The following is a 15,727-nucleotide window of genomic DNA, read 5'->3' as shown; positions in this document are numbered from 1 at the left end:
ACGGATGAGTAAAGAAAACAGGGGGCGTGGTGCCAGGCGTCCGGGCAATATTCCCTGGCAAGGGTGGAAGGACATACTGCTCAGAACAAAAGAGGACCTCGGCAAGGACAACCTCTCCATTGTCGCTGCAGGCGTGGCCTTTTATGCTCTTCTCGCCATTTTCCCGGCAATAGGAGCAATGGTAGCCATTTATGGCTTGGTTTCCAATCCGGGAGAGGTGCAGCAACAGGTTTCGACACTCTCTGGAATCCTCCCCCAAGAAGGCATGAAGATTCTGCAGAACCAGCTCGAACGGGTTGCCGAAGGGGCAGGCGGGGGGGTGAGTTTTGGAGCCCTGATCGGCATCCTCTTCAGCCTGGGCAGTGCAACCAAGGGCATGAAGGCTTTCATCACCGGACTCAATATCGTCTATGGTGAAGAAGAATCACGCGGTTTCATAGCTCTCAATGTTCTAGCCTTGCTGCTGACCTTTGGCGCCATCATTTTTGTACTGATCTCTCTCGGATTCATTGTCGTTTTTCCAATACTGCTGAAGTATATCGGCTTATCCGGAATGGCAGGAACCTTGACCAGTATCCTGCGCTGGCCCCTTCTGGCATTCTTCGTGATCATGGGGTTGGGATTATTGTACCGTTACGCCCCGCATCGAAACCAGGCGCAGTTCAAATGGATTAACTGGGGGGCGATCATTGCCACATTACTCTGGATTGCCGTCTCCATTCTTTTTTCTTTGTATGTGTCACATTCGGACAGCTACAACGAGATGTACGGCTCCATAGGTGCGATCATAATTTTGCTCATGTGGTTTTATATTACCGCCTTTGCCGTTTTGCTGGGAGCAGAGATCAACGCGGAAATGGAGCTTCAGACCCAAACGGATACTACTCACGGTCCCTCGAAACCCTTGGGGGAGCGAGGGGCTTATGTCGCTGATACCGTCGGAAAGAGCCCCACTAAAAAAACCGGGAAGCGGAAAAATTGATGGATTATATTTTCGGTCTGGCTGGTACCTTGCTTGTCATTATCGTTCTCTGGGATGTCATGACCACTACCATGCTTTTAAGCGGCGCCGGGCCGCTCACTTTTCCATTGACCAGCGGACTGTGGAAAATCTGTCTCAAACTGCACCGGCGCTTCATGCTCCGGGGTTCCCTCTCCCTCTGCGGCGGCTTGATCATCCTGGCATCCATTACTGTGTGGATATTTTTCTATTGGCTCGGCTGGACCCTGATATTCTCGATTTCGAAATTCTCCGTACTCGAATCTCAGAGCGGAGCGACTGCGAACTTCCTGCAGCGGGCATATTACGTAGGATTCACTTTTATCACTCTGGGGATAGGTGATTTTAAAGCGGGAAGCGAATTCTGGGAAATCCTTTCCATAGTTCTGGCAATTAGCGGTTTTTTCATGGTCACCCTGGTCATTACCTATCTTCTGCCTGTTGTTTCCGCGGTGGTCGAACAGCGCCAGCTCGCGGTTTACATACATTCCATGGGTTTTGCAAGGGGCGGACTCATTCCCTCATTTCAAGGATTGGGACTGCACGGACTTATTGAAAATCTACAGCCCTTGACTGAAAAAATCAGTCGCCTCGGGCAACAGCAGCTCGCCTATCCAGTCCTTCGCTTTATGCAAAGCAGCAATCCTAAAGCCTCACTGCCTCTAGCTCTGGCGGACCTCGATGAAACACTGACACTCATTCTCAATGGAAGCGCCGATTTGCCGGCGACAGCTGAAAATCTACTGCCGCTCCGGCACAGCCTGACCTTCTACCTTCGTACCCTGCGTTCCCTGCGTATCCCTCTTGCCGATAAACCACCACCTTCGCTGTCCCTGAATGATCTTGCCTTTTTTGAGCGGCAGAGTGTTGAGGCCGATGAATTTGACAGAAGGCTGCAGGCCCTGGACGAACGAAGACGAACTTTGGATGGCTACGTCGCCTATTCCGGCTGGGAATGGCAGGAGGGCATGCGGCAGCAAAGCTCCGATGAAGCTGAAGCAGCGAAAGCAGCCTCCGGCCTGCATTGATGTCAACGCTGCCTGTTCTGACAGATTCTCATAAATCAGGTTCCCGATCTTTTTTTGCCCACCAAATACAACCCTGATTGAGTTACTTTTCTTGAATTCTATGTCGTTGTATATTCTTGCTTCCCTTCGGCAATCGTGATATTCTCCCTGGCTACCACGGTATCGGCTGGCTCATCGGTGAACTCCGCTACCAGATCAAACAAAGTAACGCGAACAGCGGCAGAAGTAACTTCTGGGTCGACCCGATTTGGACTACCCTCGAATACCTTGATTTCAGCATAACCAGAGACAAGGGAGAGTTTACCCCGGCAATCGGCCTAAAATTTCCTCTTTAGACGGATCTTTCTTGTGCTTTTTTAATGAAAGTAAGCAGCTTACGGATTTATTCAGCTTACATGATAATAGCAGGAACATTTTTTTGCAGTCCTACGGGAAGGACAAAAATCAAAAAAAATAAGGATATCATGGATTGTAAAAGAATACATTTCCGGGTTCCCCTCAGTGGCGAAGCTCTTCTGTCCAGAGGCAGAGAAGCACACATAAAGGCGCAAGCTATCGATATCAGTCAGGGTGGTGTTGCCATAACTGTTCCGGAAATGTCTCTTCCCAAAGACAGGTATGATATCGTTATATTGACTGATGATGACGAAAAAATCGAGCTGAGCGCCCAACTTATCAGGCAGACGAAAAATCTTTTAGGATTCAAGACCACTCATATAGACGACAAGAGCTTTAGAATAATAGCTGAGCATATAGATAGGTATCAGGAAACCTTGGATTTTATAGAACAAATAGGAGAACACGATTTTTTTCAGCGGTTTATTGATGAAGACGGCAACGAACTTGATGTAACTTTTAATGTAGATCTGGATAAACCATGATGTGATGGGGTTGCGATAAGCGCCCATACGGGCATAAACTCCAACTTCGGGAAAACCCGATCTTTCTTCAGCATTGCAGGTTTTTATCTGGTGCAGCCGAATGAATCAAAAAGAATATTGAAAGGTTAACATTTTATGGATATTCAGGTTTGGGCGAGTCAGTGGCTGAGCCAGGTGGCAGGGTATCTTCCCCTGGGATATGCCTTTGGAGCGGGAATGGTATCAGCCGTGAATCCTTGCGGTTTCGCCATGCTTCCAGTCTACCTCTCTCTGTATCTCGGCGTTGAAGAGAAGAATTATCACAACCGCTCGATTTTCCTCAGATTTGGTAAAGCAGTCTGGGTTACACTGGTGGTCACCTCCGGTTTTGGTGCTCTTTTTGGGGCGGTGGGATTCCTGGTTTCTGCAGGAGGGGTTTTTTTAAGCAATATTATGCCCTGGATCGCCATATTCGTCGGCTGTATCCTGATTATTTTAGGTATCTGGATCCTTTTCGGTAAGCATTTTTCTCTTAATTTTATGCTCAATCTGGCAAATAAAATAGGAGATCCCCGGAAACTGACCTTCAAAGGTTTTTTTCTTTTTGGTGTTGCTTTCGGTGCCACCTCGCTCAGCTGTACACTGCCTATTTTCCTGGCGGTGATGGCGGGTTCTCTTACCGCCGGTGATTTTGTCGGAGGTGTTGTCCAGTTTCTCAGCTATATTCTGGGAATGGGACTGGTGCTTTTGCTTTTGACACTGGGAATGGCCTTTGTCAAAGAGGGCGTGGTGGTAAGCGCCATGCGCAGATTCCTTCCTCACGTTCAGAAGATATCAGCGGTGCTGACAATATTTGCAGGTTCCTACATAATCTATTATTGGCTCTCCAGTGGTCTGCTTTTTCAACAGTGATGGCGTCGCCATAAACACCCACAAAACATAAACTCCGACTTCAAAAAAACCATTTGAGAATCCGAGACAATTTTACGACTATTATCAATAGTCGATATTCTCAGTTCTGCCCGCGAAAGCACTATTTCATTTCCTCAAGAAGGTGACCCAGTTTTTCGACATCATTGGTCGGCATTCGGCAGGTATAATCCCTGCACAGGTAGGCGGTGGCCTTGTCGTCGATTTTTTCAACGGTGTCGAAAAAATCCAGGGAAGTGGTTAGCATCTCCTGATTTTCTCCGCCGTCGGCCAGCAGAACCTGCAGATGGGGATGAAAGAAGCGGCTTGCCTGCTGAAGCATGTCTTCGGTGTCTTTCTCACCCCGTGTGCCCGCAATTATTAGTTGCTCGGGTGCATCGAAACTATACTCCAGCGCAGCAAGCATGAGAGGCATTGCCGAGCCGTGCGTATCGAGAATCTTGCCGAATGATTTGATGGTTTCTTCAGCCAGAGTCACCCATTGGCCATTGTTGAGCATTCTTCCCAGTCGAAGAAAATTCATGGCGGCTACAGAGTTCCCGGAGGGTTCGGCGCCGTCATAGGTTTCCTTCATCCTGGTAAGAAGATCTGTGGATTCCCTACTGTTAAAGAAACCTCCTAGAGGATCGGCAAATATTTCGAGCTGCTTCTCCGAGAGATCGATAGCGGTTTGCAGATAACGGCCTTGATGCGTGGCATGATAAAGATCAAGCAGGCCCTGGATAAAAAAAGCATAATCTTCGAGCACGCCGTCGAAGCGAGCCTCTCCCTCGCGCCAGCGGCGCTGCAGATACCCATCGGTTATCAGGTTCTCCAGGATGAAGGCGGCAACCCGCTCCGCCTCATCCAGGTATTCTTTGTTGTTGAAGATACGGCCCGCCTGGGAAAGTGCCGAGAGCATCAGGCCGTTCCAGGCTGTGATAATCTTATCGTCGAGATGCGGTCTGATTCGGTTGCTCCTCCTGTCAAGAAGCAGTTTTTTTGATTGATCAAGCGAGTGTTCCAGATCTTCCAGGTCCTTACCGAGATCATCTGCAAGCGCCGGCAACGGCTTTTCCATATAGAGAATATTCCTGCCGATAAAATCCCCGGCGGGATCCTCAAGAGCATTGCCCTCTGCCTTTATTCCATAGCACTGTATGAATATTTCAGCGTCCGCATCATCGAGAACTTCCCTGATCTCGCTTTCTTTCCAGAGATAGAAAGCACCTTCACTCTGCTCGCTCGTGTCATAAGGGTTGACGCTGTCCGCATCCTCCGCGGAGTAGAGGCCGCCCTCCGGATGGCGCAGATCACGGAGGACATATTCGATGGTTTGCTCGGCAACATCTGCAAAGAACGGGTCCCCGGTCTGCTGATACATCTGCAGATAAGAAACCACCAGCTGTGCCTGGTCATAGAGCATTTTTTCAAAGTGAGGAATACGCCACTGCGGATCGACACTGTAGCGATGGAAGCCGCCGCCGACATGGTCATACATTCCGCCCAGGGCCATGGCCTCCAAAGTTTTGTCGGCCATGCTGAAGGCGGTCTCGTTTCCTGTCCTGTAAGCATAGGCATGGAGAAATTCCAGGCAGGCCGGTCGTGGAAACTTATTATTGGTGCCAAAACCGTGGAAACGGGCATCGTAGCTCTCTCGAAACGCTTTGAAACCCGTATCCGACCACTCTTTCTTCAATTTTTCCGCAGAAGAGACGGTCGAGGAATCCTGCAGATAGGAGGTGATTTTTTCGGCGGACTCGGACAGGGCTTCTTTCTTTTCGGACCAGGCGAGAGTGATTGAATTGAGCAGTTCGGCAAAGCCGGGATGGTTGTATCTCGGTTCCGGCGGAAAATAGGTGCCTGCATAAAACGGTTTTTTGTCGGGAAAGAGGAAGACGGACATGGGCCATCCGCCTCCTCCGGTCATGGCCTGGGTTGCAATCATATATATCTGGTCGATATCCGGACGTTCTTCGCGGTCAACCTTGATGGAAATAAAGTTCCTGTTGAGAATTTCTGCAATAGCTTCATTCTCAAAGGATTCTTTCTCCATGACATGACACCAGTGACATGTAGAGTAACCAATGGAAAGGAAAACCGGCTTGTTTTCACGTCGGGCCGTCTCAAAAGGTTCTTCACCCCAGGCATACCAGTTAACCGGGTTGTAGGCATGCTGCAGAAGATAAGGGCTCTTCTCATGAATGAGGCTGTTGGGTTTTGCCGTTTTATTGTGCTGTGCCATTGCCTTTACCTGCTCCTTTTCTTTTTCCAGCTATAGCCGGGATTACTGCTGGCGTAACACCGGGACATCTGCTACAAGGGAATATTCATGTGTTCAGAATAGTATATACATATTTTCAGACACTGTCTGTGGGTAGCCGATTTTTTCGGGAACAATCAATGAGAAGACCCGAAATTCAGATATCTTGCTTTCGCCGGAAGATGCTGAAAGTGTAAAATATTTGGATTGCATTTGCCGGGTGGGGTCGTAAAGTCCGATCTTCGGCATAACAGTTTTTTGGCAGTACGGGTTTTTAGATTACGTGTGATAACAATGGTGAATTGCTATTTCAGATCTACAGCGATATAAAGCGAACTTTTTACGAGTCATGATTGAAAATGAACTATAATAAGGGGATGGCGGCTGCAACATCCTCATTTGTGATGTGGGGGCTGCTGCCGATCTACTGGAAGTTGCTCGACACCGTTCCGGCCTATGAAATTCTGAGTCACCGAATGGCCTGGTCGCTGGTGGTTACTCTTGCTCTGCTGGCGATTACCGGGCATATCCGCGGTTTTTTCCAGCTTTTCCGGGAGATACGACAGCTTTCCTATTTTTTACTAACGGCTCTCATTTTATCGATGAACTGGTTTATTTACATATGGTCGGTAAATTCAGGACATATTGTCGAAGCGAGTCTCGGCTATTTCATCAATCCACTGGTTTCTGTCTGCTTCGGTGTCATTTTTCTCAAGGAACGGATGCGGAAAGTCCAATGGATTTCCGTTTTTCTGGCATTTCTGGGGGTTTCATATCTCACCTGGATATATGGAGAGGTACCCTGGATTGCCCTCTCCCTGGCAATCACCTTTGCCTGTTACGGGCTGCTGCGGAAAATCACTACAGTTCCGGCACTGGAGGGCTTGTGTCTGGAGACCAGTATACTTTTTCTGCCGGCCTGTGCTTTTCTTCTCTATTTTGAGATTGCAGGAAGCCGACCGTTTCTGCAGGGCTCACTTATGCAGGCCATGCTTCTGGCGGGCACCGGAGTGGCTACGACAGCACCGCTTCTCTGTTTCTGTTATGCCGCCCAGAAGATTCCGCTTTTTCTTGTAGGTCTGCTGCAGTATCTTTCACCTTCCATCAGTCTCTTTGTCGGTATTTTCGTCTATCATGAACCGTTTCCTGCTGAGCGGATGCTTGGTTTTGCAATTATCTGGATGGCTCTTGCTTTGCTTATCTGGGATGGTCTCAGCCATCAGGTCCGGGCATGGCGGATAGAGACGGCTCTGAAAAAAATGTAGTATTGCCGGCCAGCCCGGATATTTCACGCCCTCTACCAGCCATGCTCCCCGCGTAACGGGACAAACTGGCATCCGAGAAGCATCTCTTCACTGAACCCATCAGCGAGCCGGATAACTTTTTTGAGCTGCTGCGACACATGGTTTCCAACCGGTATCAGCAGCCTGCCGCCTTCGGCGAGCTGGTCGAGAAGGGGGGTGGGGATATCCGGGGCGCCGGCTGTAACGATGATAGCATCGTAGGGCTGATGTTGGGGCCAGCCCCGGGTCCCGTCGGCAACCGTAGTGACCACATTTTTGTATCCAAGGCCTCGGAGCAGTGCCGATGCTTTTTCATGAAGCCCAGGGAACGACTCGACTGAATACACAATCTTGCAGATTTCAGCAAGAACAGCCGCCTGATAACCGCTGCCTGTACCGATTTCCAGTACTTTTTCGTCTCCTGACAATTCAAGTGCTTCAGTCATCAGAGCAACCATATACGGTTGTGAAATAGTTTGCTGCATGTCTATGGGCAGGGGCCTGTCGGCATAGGACAGACCTTGGAGTTCTTCAGCTACAAAAAGGTGCCGGGGAACTTTTCTCATTGCTGCAAGAACCTTACGATCATGTATCCCCCGGCCGATGATCTGCTCCTTTACCATTTTTTCCCGAGCCCGTTCGAAGTCTGTTGTCATGTTATTCGTACCCTCCATATCAGACTATTTGGTGAGGTTTCCGTGAGAGAAGTTGATACAAAGTCCATGCCAATCGGCATTGTGTCATTGATTTCATCGGAACGGCAATGGTGGAGCTCTGAACAGGCTGTCGGACCACCTTCTTGTGCAGCTTGGTTTCATTGTCATAGCCTTTAGCGGGGGCGGACGAAAGGATAATAAAGGGTAGGATATCCGGTTTGACAAGATTGTTATCCTCTAAAACAGGACGGGCCTCGGTGAATCCTTGCAGGAGTCTCAGTTATGGGAAAGTATCAACGGTAAAGAACTTTAGGGAAAAGGAGCCAGGACTTTTTCACCTCGAGCCGGGACTATCTTGGCGATAATCCCGACTCAGGCATACACCAACTGATCAGAAGTTATATTGTACGGTAACATAGCCGACCTGAGCATCGTAATCATGGTCGCTGTAGGCTCCGGTCAGATAAGTTCCTCCGGGGGCTAGGTCGTAGCCAAGATACTGCAGGTCATCATAATCGGTTTCTTCGAAAATATATCCAAGGTTCACGGCCAGAGCTTCGCTCATGGCATATTTCACTTTGGCCTCAAAGGTGGTTATGTAATAATCCTCGTATTCATTAATTGGCTCAAGTGCGGGGCCCTGGCTGGTAAAGCCTGATTCGCCGTCTGATTTCTGATATTGAAAAGAGAGGCCCAGCAGTAATCTTTCGCTCATGAGCGGTATGTTCGTGGCGAGTCCAACCGTCCAGAAATCTTCATTCCGATCCTGGGTCCAGAGAAACGAGGAGGGATTTCCATCCTCGATGGTCGGATCGGCGGTCTGCGGCGGTGTTCCTGCACCGGCCTGGTAGTTATAGTGGTTCGAGTCTGCTTCATAGTTCTCATAACCGGCAAAACCGTTCAGGGTCAGGAATTTTGCCGCCCGCCACAGGAAATCCAAATAAAATTCGTGACCGGTGTCTTCAGTACGTCCCAGAATGACCTCATCGTAGTCGTTTTTGACATAGGTGTAGGACAAACCAAAATCAAGAGCATCAAGAGGGAAGACCTCTACGGCAAATTCAACTGCATGCTTCGATTTTGAAACCACATCGAAACGCTGCATGAATTGATTGATGTAGGCTGCATCGAAAACGGTAAGCCCGACAAGATCAAAATCAGGATCGGTATCCCGGTTCAGGTATGTATACTCAACTTTTGCCGTCAGGTAATCGAGGCTGGTATTTTTTAGTTTGGCAAAGAACAGATTGTCCTGGTTGCTGTCGCCATCCGGACGGTTGCGGCGCTCGACATCTTCAAAAGTATAGCCACCGCTGAGTTTGGTCTGATATGTCATTCGGTAATCGCCTTCCAGGCCGGCAGTGTGTTTGGAATAATCGAAGAGATGGATGTCATTGCCGCCGTCATCGTAATCAATGACACTCGAATCGTTGTCTCTGTCGTAGTATTTATAGAACACCCTGGTATCCAGCCGGTCCATGGGACGGGATGTATATGCGGCAGAGAGTCTGGTGGTGGCGATATCTCCATCGAATTCGGTGCGGTTGAGACCGGTAGGAATTGATGTCCCGGTCTCAAAGATACTTAGATCACTCGACAGGTCGGAATAGCTTCCACTCACGGCTAATGTTGACATCCAGGGCAGTTGTCTCCAGGTAAATGTGGCCCCGACTTTGCCAAAATCATTATCCATCGGCAGGGAATTGTGTTCGGTTATTCCCAGAAACGGGTTTTCCCAGTCAAGGGTGGTGTTGTCGTTGTCAAAAGTGCTGTACAGGCCTGAGAGTTTGAGCGACATCGTCTCACCGCGGTAACCGCCGTTCAGAATGAAATTATTCGTTTGGTAATCTACCGGCTCAGGCATTTCCACGACTCCCGAGAAACTACCGCTTCCCAGTGGCCGCAACCCGTCTTTCTCCTGTCTGTTGACATTGATATTTAAGAAGTATGGAGAGGCCTTGAACAATTCTACATCGGCGCCATACCTTTTGGTGTCAATGGTATAATCAAAAGACCGCCAGGTGTCGGGGCTTGATGGGGTGGCTTCAATGGTCAACCGGTCGGAACCCAATCCTGAATAAAATGATCGTGCCCCGAAAGAGATATTGTGAGGTATTTCATCATAGAAGAGTGAATAATCGTAGTTTTGATAGATACCGCCGTCGAGTTGATAGTATTGATCGTCCAGGCCGGCGTTATCAGCCTCGGCTTTGAAGTAAAAGGAGTCTCGAAAGTAATCAAAGCGGAAATCACCGAATATTGAGCTATCAAGATCTTGATATTCCTGAAATTTTGCGCCTTCATCTTCTCCGTCGGAAAACTGTGCTCCTAGTTCAATCGAGCCACTCATACCCTCATTGCCGGCGGCAAGAACATTACCGAAGGGGAGGATGAGCAGGGCTGTTGCTACGAGCATTAATGGTCTGTTTTTCATATTCCCTCCTCCTATCTAGTAAGTCTGTGGTTTTCGAATGTATTACTGCCATGAATAGTGCCATGGCAATTCAAGCAGGACCTGGCAAAAAATCTGTTGCTCGGGCTTTCCCCGATGAATCCGGTTTCCGCATCATAGGGTGTTCCGGGATGACGGGACCAGTCATGGCAATCCTGGCAAAGATTGGGTACTTTCTCAGTCAAAAGCCGTAAATGTCTGCTGCCGTGGGAAGTGTGGCAGGTCAGGCAGTTCTCCTCGACCGGTGGATGTTCATAGATATACGGTCCCCGTTTATCGGTATGGCAGGAATGACAGAGCTGCTGAGTATCATCGGCTTTCACCAGATTTTTGCTGAGACTACCGTGGGGTGAGTGACAGGAAGAGCAGTTAACTTTGCCCTCAAGAATCGGATGATGCGAGCGTTTGCTAACCTGAACCCTGATATCGCGGTGGCAGTTAAAGCAAACTTCCGGCTCGTTGGGTTTTTGCACTCCGTCGACATGCAGATCATGACAGCCGTCGCAGGAAACCTCATTGCGGCTGTGGGCACTGTGGCTCCACAAGTCCATGCCCTCGGAGGTCTGGTGGCAGGTGAGGCATTTTGCCGAACGGGCTTCCGGGTCGACGTCGTCATCAAAAGTGAAGATATCGACATCGCGGCCGCCACCTTTCTCGACATGCAGTGCACCGGCGCCATGGCAGGTTTCGCAGGCATCCTGTGACTGCGGTCCCTTTATCGATTCTCTGGAGTGAATTGACCGGGCATAGCTTTCATATTGGCTTTCATGACATTCTATACATGTCTCCGCGCCGATAAATCCTCCGGGCTCGGTCTCCTGCGCCTCCCCGGCAGCGCTGAAGAACAAGGAGAGGGAGAGCAGGAGCAGGCTCAGTGGTATTACCGTTAAAAAAGTACGTTTTCTGTTCATATGGTGCCTCCAGGATTATATGAAATTTTGAGCAAGCTTCAGAACGTATTACTTCACCGGGCCTCTTTCACCAGGCGAAAACCAAGGGCATGATGACCGAATTCCGGTGAAAGTCCCACGCGATGAGAGCTTCGTATCCCCAGAGGTCCATTGCTCCAGCCACCGCCGCGCATAACCCGATACTCTCCTGTTCCCTGGTAGATTGGATCATCCTTCGGGAGCTTTTCATAGGCTTCGCTGTTGTACACGTCCCAGCACCATTCCCAGGCATTGCCCAACATATCGTAGAGTTCAAAATCGTTGGGCTTGAACGTTCCTACCGGAGCCGCCATGGCATAGCCGTCATCGCAGTTGAAAGTGGTCCATTTTGCCCAATGTTCCTGTGCCGTCATATCCGCTACATTCGCATAGTTGCAGGCTTCATTGGGGTTATTGCCCCAAAAGCGGCTCTGTTCCGATCCGGCACGTGCAGCATATTCCCATTCGGCTTCAGTGGGGAGGCGATACTGTTGCTCCGTCTTCAGAGAGAGCCACTCGCCAAAAGCAACAGCATCCTCCCAGGAGACATTGACCACCGGCAGATTTTCCTGATTCAGGCTGATTCCCTCAGACATGCCGCTGTCGTGTTCGGATCTGAACTTTTGGTATTGGGCATTGGTCACTTCATGTTTCCCGATATAATAATCGGATACGCAGACCTCACGGACCGGTCTTTCGCTGGGATCACCTCCACCTACCGTATCGCCCATGTCAAAACAGTCTCCTTTTATAAAAACAAAATCCATCCCTGTGGTGGTCTCAGTGTAGGGATCTTCTCCCTGGGCTGCTGCGGGATAAGCAAAAAGTAAAAGAATCAATAACGTACCAGGCATCTTGAAAGTCATTCTGCACCTCCTCCATTTCGTTTTATCTGGTAGCACCCTGGAAATTATCTCGTGTTTATCGCAATGAATTTCGTCAAGGTACCATTCTCCACTATTTATGGGTTGTGGTGAATTTACTTTAAAAAAATGCAAAAGAATCAGGATGAAAACCTGATATAAAAATACTCATTCTCAGAATGTACTTTCTATTCTGCTGGTGAAGATGTTTTTCCTATGCCTCCCTCTACTGTCAAGACTGGTTCAGTCACTGACTGAGAGTGTATACCAGGCATCAAGGGCGCACAGTTCTCCCCCGGCTCTGGAGCTGTGCTAATAAGCAGGCGATTAACTGCTTGAATCCCTGAATATAGCGGGATGAGATGTGGTGGCAAAACATTCCGCTTTAATCTCGGAAGACGGCTTTCTCCGAAGATACATGATAAAAAGGCATACCCTGGGAATGATCAGGCATACCGATGAACCTTTAGTCAAAAACGGACTGATTTTAAGTTACTTCTTTACAACTTTCACTTTATCTCAGATGTTTCGAGGAGAACTTTACGATTTACCGCAAGGTATTGTCGACTCTCTTCTTTGAGAATCCGGTGGTGATGGTTGAATTGTATGTTATAGGGGAGGGGATAGTCAAATTATCATATATAATAATGAGAAAAAAACGAAAAAAAGTGATGGCTTTGGTACCTTATTCCAACACCTCTTCAATAACTTCGGCCAATTCATCCATGTCAAAAGGCTTGGCGATAGCAGCACAGAAGCCATATTCGTCAAAATCGACCATCACCGGATCATTGGAGTAACCGCTGGAAACTATGATTCGGGCTTCTGAGTTGATGTCAAAAATTGCCCCTGCCGTCTCTTTACCGCCCATGCCTCCGGGCAGGGTAAGGTCTACGATGACGCCATCAACCGGAGAGCCTGTTTTCCACAGATGCTTATACAGATCGAGTGCCTCCCGGGCTGTTCCGGCGCAGATGCATTCGTGACCAAGATGGACCAGCATGCGACCGGCGATATTGAGAAGCATCTCCTCGCTGTCGACCACCAGGATCTTGAAACGTTTACCTTTTCCCTTTCGTGCCTCCTGTTCCTTTGTGGGATGCTGGTCGACTGCCGCGGGAAGATAAACCGTAAAGGTAGAGCCACTGTCCTCATCGGAATCGACGGTGATAAAGCCGTCATGACGCTGAACAATGGAGTAGGCAATAGTAAGGCCGAGTCCGCTGCCATTGTCCTTGGTGGTGAAATAGGGCTCAAAGATTTTGGTCTGATCATCTTTGGCGATTCCCTGGCCGCTGTCCCTGATGGCGATTTCGATATACTGGCCGCCGGCCCTGGTAGGCAGAGCATCAAGTTCATTGCCTTCGACGTTGCGGCAGCAGATATTTATTGCCCCGGAGCCCCTGATCGCCTGGCGGCCGTTGGTGACGATATTCTGGATAACCTGACCTATCTGTCCGGCATCGATGTCGACAAGGAGCAAATCATCGGGTATATCGAAACTGCTGGCGATTTTGGAGCCATGCAGGGCAAACTCAACCGAGTCCCGGATCAGATCCTCCACTGATGTTGTCTTACGTATGGGTATTCCGTCCTTGGAGAAAGTGAGAAGCTGCTGGGTCAGCGCTTTGGCGCGCCGAGCAGCCTTTTCGGCATTCTTGAGGAGATCGAAAGAATCGGGAGGTGTTCCGGAAAGTTTGCTGACCAGGTTGATATTGCCGATGATGGCGGTGAGCAGATTATTAAAATCATGGGCGATGCCGCTGGAAAGCACGCCGAGGGACTCAAATTTATTGGCCCGCAGTACCTCCATTTCCATCTTTTTGCGCGCGGAAATATCGCGTACGATTCCGACAGTATGCCACTGGTCGCCTTTTTTAAAGGCGGAAAAGGAAACTTCTACCGGAAATTCGGAGCCATCTTTTTTATAGCCATACAGCTCGATGGTTTTTGCTTCCATACTGTCTGTATCGACCGGCATCTTGAACTTTCGGGAGATTTTGGTAAAGCTCGACTGGTGTTTCGGAGGGGAAATAATTGAAGTGATAGGCATGTCGACGACTTCGGCAGCGCTATACTGGAAAAGTCTTTCCGCAGCTGGGTTCCAGTGAATAATATTCTTGTTGTTATCGATGGCGATTATGGCATTTGCGGCAGCCTCGTTTATAGCACGCAATTCTTCCTCATTTTCTCGCATGGCCTTTTCCGCTCTTCTGCGGCGCAGGCTGGTTCGTGCCAGAATGAAGGAACTGATGGCGATAATTACCAGACAGACGGTGTAGAGCAGGAGAATGCGGCCAAGGATTTTTTCAGGCCACTCGTTCAGGGTATTCCGTGGTACATAGGAGATGGTCTTCCATAGATACTCGCTGTCGTTTTTTATACCTGAAACACCGGTTGGCTGGCCTTTTTCCCCAGCTTCCGGCTGGAAGGGATAGATGGTGTTAAAGGTTATCAGCCCCTTTGGAGAGATGAATTGACCGGTTTCAGCATCCCTTATCCATTGCCACTCTTCATTCAAGAAATTCTCTATATTTTTGAGGGAAACAGCCTCTTCGGAATTTGTCGGATTTGTTGTCGATTCCTCGAGATAATACCCGTCAGAGGTAACCAGCAGTGTTTCTCCGGGTGAATTTGTGGCGGTTGTCTGCAGATTCTCAAGCAAGTGAGTGGTTGGATAGTTGAGAACAATGACGCCGCGGGGTTTGCCCTTGCTGTCAACGACGGCCATGCTGAAGCGGATCAGGGTATTGCTTCGCTCGTCCTCGCCGCCGCTCAGATTGAGAGGAGAAATGAAGATTTGGCCCCTTGGCAGCAAAAGAGTCGACTGTAAAAGGGAATGTCGGACTTCATCCTGGAGCCGGCTACCATTGCGGAGGGCAGGGGGAGTGCTGCTCCTGTCGATAAGCACTTTTTCCAGGCCGTCTTCATTGATAAACTGGATACGATCGTAAATTCTTTTTATGTCGGAAAAAAGTTGTAATTCATCTGCCAGATTATCGAGATTACGTGGATTACTGTCCTCAAGGTAGTCGGATAGTTCACTTTGCAGTGCAAGAAAGCGCAGATCGGTGATGATGGATTCAAATCTTGAATTCACCATTTTCAGCTGGGAATTTATCTTGTAAAATTCACTTTTTTCTACTGTAAGCTGTTCGGCATCAACATCCTTGTAATAGAATAAAAATGTGATGCTGCCAAAAAAAAGGGCTAGTGACAAAAAGATAAGCAAAAAACGTGAAACAATATTATTCCAATGAAATCGAGATGTAAGTTTGAATACGCTCATAAAGTATCCTGCTCGGTGCAGCGCTGACCAAACTTACCACTGCAATCGGCAATAGGAAGAACAGGGTGATAGAAACAAATAGTAAGACCCAAACATTTAGCAACTTCGATCAAAATTGGCAATACTAATTCGTGCATAAATGGTTCTATTCATCCGCCGGGAGTTGAACGGAGAAGAGATAGGGGGCGGGATTAG

At 48.8% G+C, this 15,727-nt stretch carries 11 protein-coding genes; 5 read left to right on the top strand and 6 right to left on the bottom strand.

The window, feature by feature from the left end; translation table 11 throughout:
• Positions 1–4: 4 nt before the first annotated feature.
• The 4 genes from JWG88_RS17600 to JWG88_RS17585 all read left to right on the top strand — a co-directional run bounded on the left by JWG88_RS17600 (position 5) and on the right by JWG88_RS17585 (position 3,800).
• Complete coding sequence (locus JWG88_RS17600) at positions 5–982, top strand: YihY/virulence factor BrkB family protein (RefSeq protein WP_205235107.1); 978 nt, start codon at positions 5–7, stop codon at positions 980–982.
• Entirely contained in the window at positions 982–2,028 is a 1,047-nt protein-coding gene (locus tag JWG88_RS17595; protein ID WP_205235106.1) for a two pore domain potassium channel family protein, read from the top strand. Before JWG88_RS17600 ends, JWG88_RS17595 begins: the two co-directional genes overlap by 1 nt.
• A gap of 464 nt (positions 2,029–2,492) precedes the next feature.
• Positions 2,493–2,909 (top strand): PilZ domain-containing protein, encoded by a 417-nt coding sequence (locus tag JWG88_RS17590; RefSeq protein ID WP_205235105.1) that lies wholly within the window; start codon positions 2,493–2,495, stop codon positions 2,907–2,909.
• Between the two features lie 135 nt (positions 2,910–3,044).
• Positions 3,045–3,800 carry a cytochrome c biogenesis CcdA family protein gene (locus JWG88_RS17585; protein ID WP_205235104.1) on the top strand — a complete coding sequence of 252 codons (756 nt, stop codon included), beginning with the start codon at positions 3,045–3,047 and terminating at the stop codon, positions 3,798–3,800.
• Between the two features lie 121 nt (positions 3,801–3,921).
• On the opposite strand, the gene JWG88_RS17580 is transcribed toward JWG88_RS17585, so the two are convergent.
• Complete coding sequence (locus JWG88_RS17580) at positions 3,922–6,042, bottom strand: thioredoxin domain-containing protein (protein WP_205235103.1); 2,121 nt, start codon at positions 6,040–6,042, stop codon at positions 3,922–3,924.
• Between the two features lie 377 nt (positions 6,043–6,419).
• On the opposite strand from JWG88_RS17580, the gene rarD reads away from it, so the two are divergent.
• Positions 6,420–7,325, top strand: a complete 906-nt coding sequence (gene rarD, locus JWG88_RS17575) for an EamA family transporter RarD (protein WP_205235102.1) — start codon at positions 6,420–6,422, stop codon at positions 7,323–7,325.
• A 32-nt stretch (positions 7,326–7,357) separates the two neighbouring features.
• Here the strand turns inward: rarD and JWG88_RS17570 are convergent, their stop codons facing one another.
• The 5 genes from JWG88_RS17570 to JWG88_RS17550 form a co-directional block, all read right to left on the bottom strand.
• Complete coding sequence (locus tag JWG88_RS17570) at positions 7,358–7,999, bottom strand: protein-L-isoaspartate(D-aspartate) O-methyltransferase (protein ID WP_205235101.1); 642 nt, start codon at positions 7,997–7,999, stop codon at positions 7,358–7,360.
• Positions 8,000–8,390: 391 nt separating this feature from the next.
• On the bottom strand, positions 8,391–10,433 hold the full coding sequence (locus JWG88_RS17565) for an MtrB/PioB family decaheme-associated outer membrane protein (protein ID WP_205235100.1): 2,043 nt from the start codon (positions 10,431–10,433) through the stop codon (positions 8,391–8,393).
• 11 nt (positions 10,434–10,444) lie between these two features.
• Positions 10,445–11,362, bottom strand: a complete 918-nt coding sequence (locus JWG88_RS17560) for a DmsE family decaheme c-type cytochrome (RefSeq protein WP_205235099.1) — start codon at positions 11,360–11,362, stop codon at positions 10,445–10,447.
• 53 nt (positions 11,363–11,415) lie between these two features.
• Positions 11,416–12,246 (bottom strand): formylglycine-generating enzyme family protein, encoded by an 831-nt coding sequence (locus tag JWG88_RS17555; RefSeq protein ID WP_205235098.1) that lies wholly within the window; start codon positions 12,244–12,246, stop codon positions 11,416–11,418.
• A 682-nt stretch (positions 12,247–12,928) separates the two neighbouring features.
• Entirely contained in the window at positions 12,929–15,532 is a 2,604-nt protein-coding gene (locus tag JWG88_RS17550; protein WP_443112643.1) for a hybrid sensor histidine kinase/response regulator, read from the bottom strand.
• Between the last annotated feature and the right edge of the window lie 195 nt (positions 15,533–15,727).

This window comes from Desulfopila inferna (assembly GCF_016919005.1).
In the GTDB taxonomy this organism is placed as follows: domain Bacteria; phylum Desulfobacterota; class Desulfobulbia; order Desulfobulbales; family Desulfocapsaceae; genus Desulfopila_A; species Desulfopila_A inferna.
This window is presented reverse-complemented; position numbering and strand designations above follow the sequence as displayed.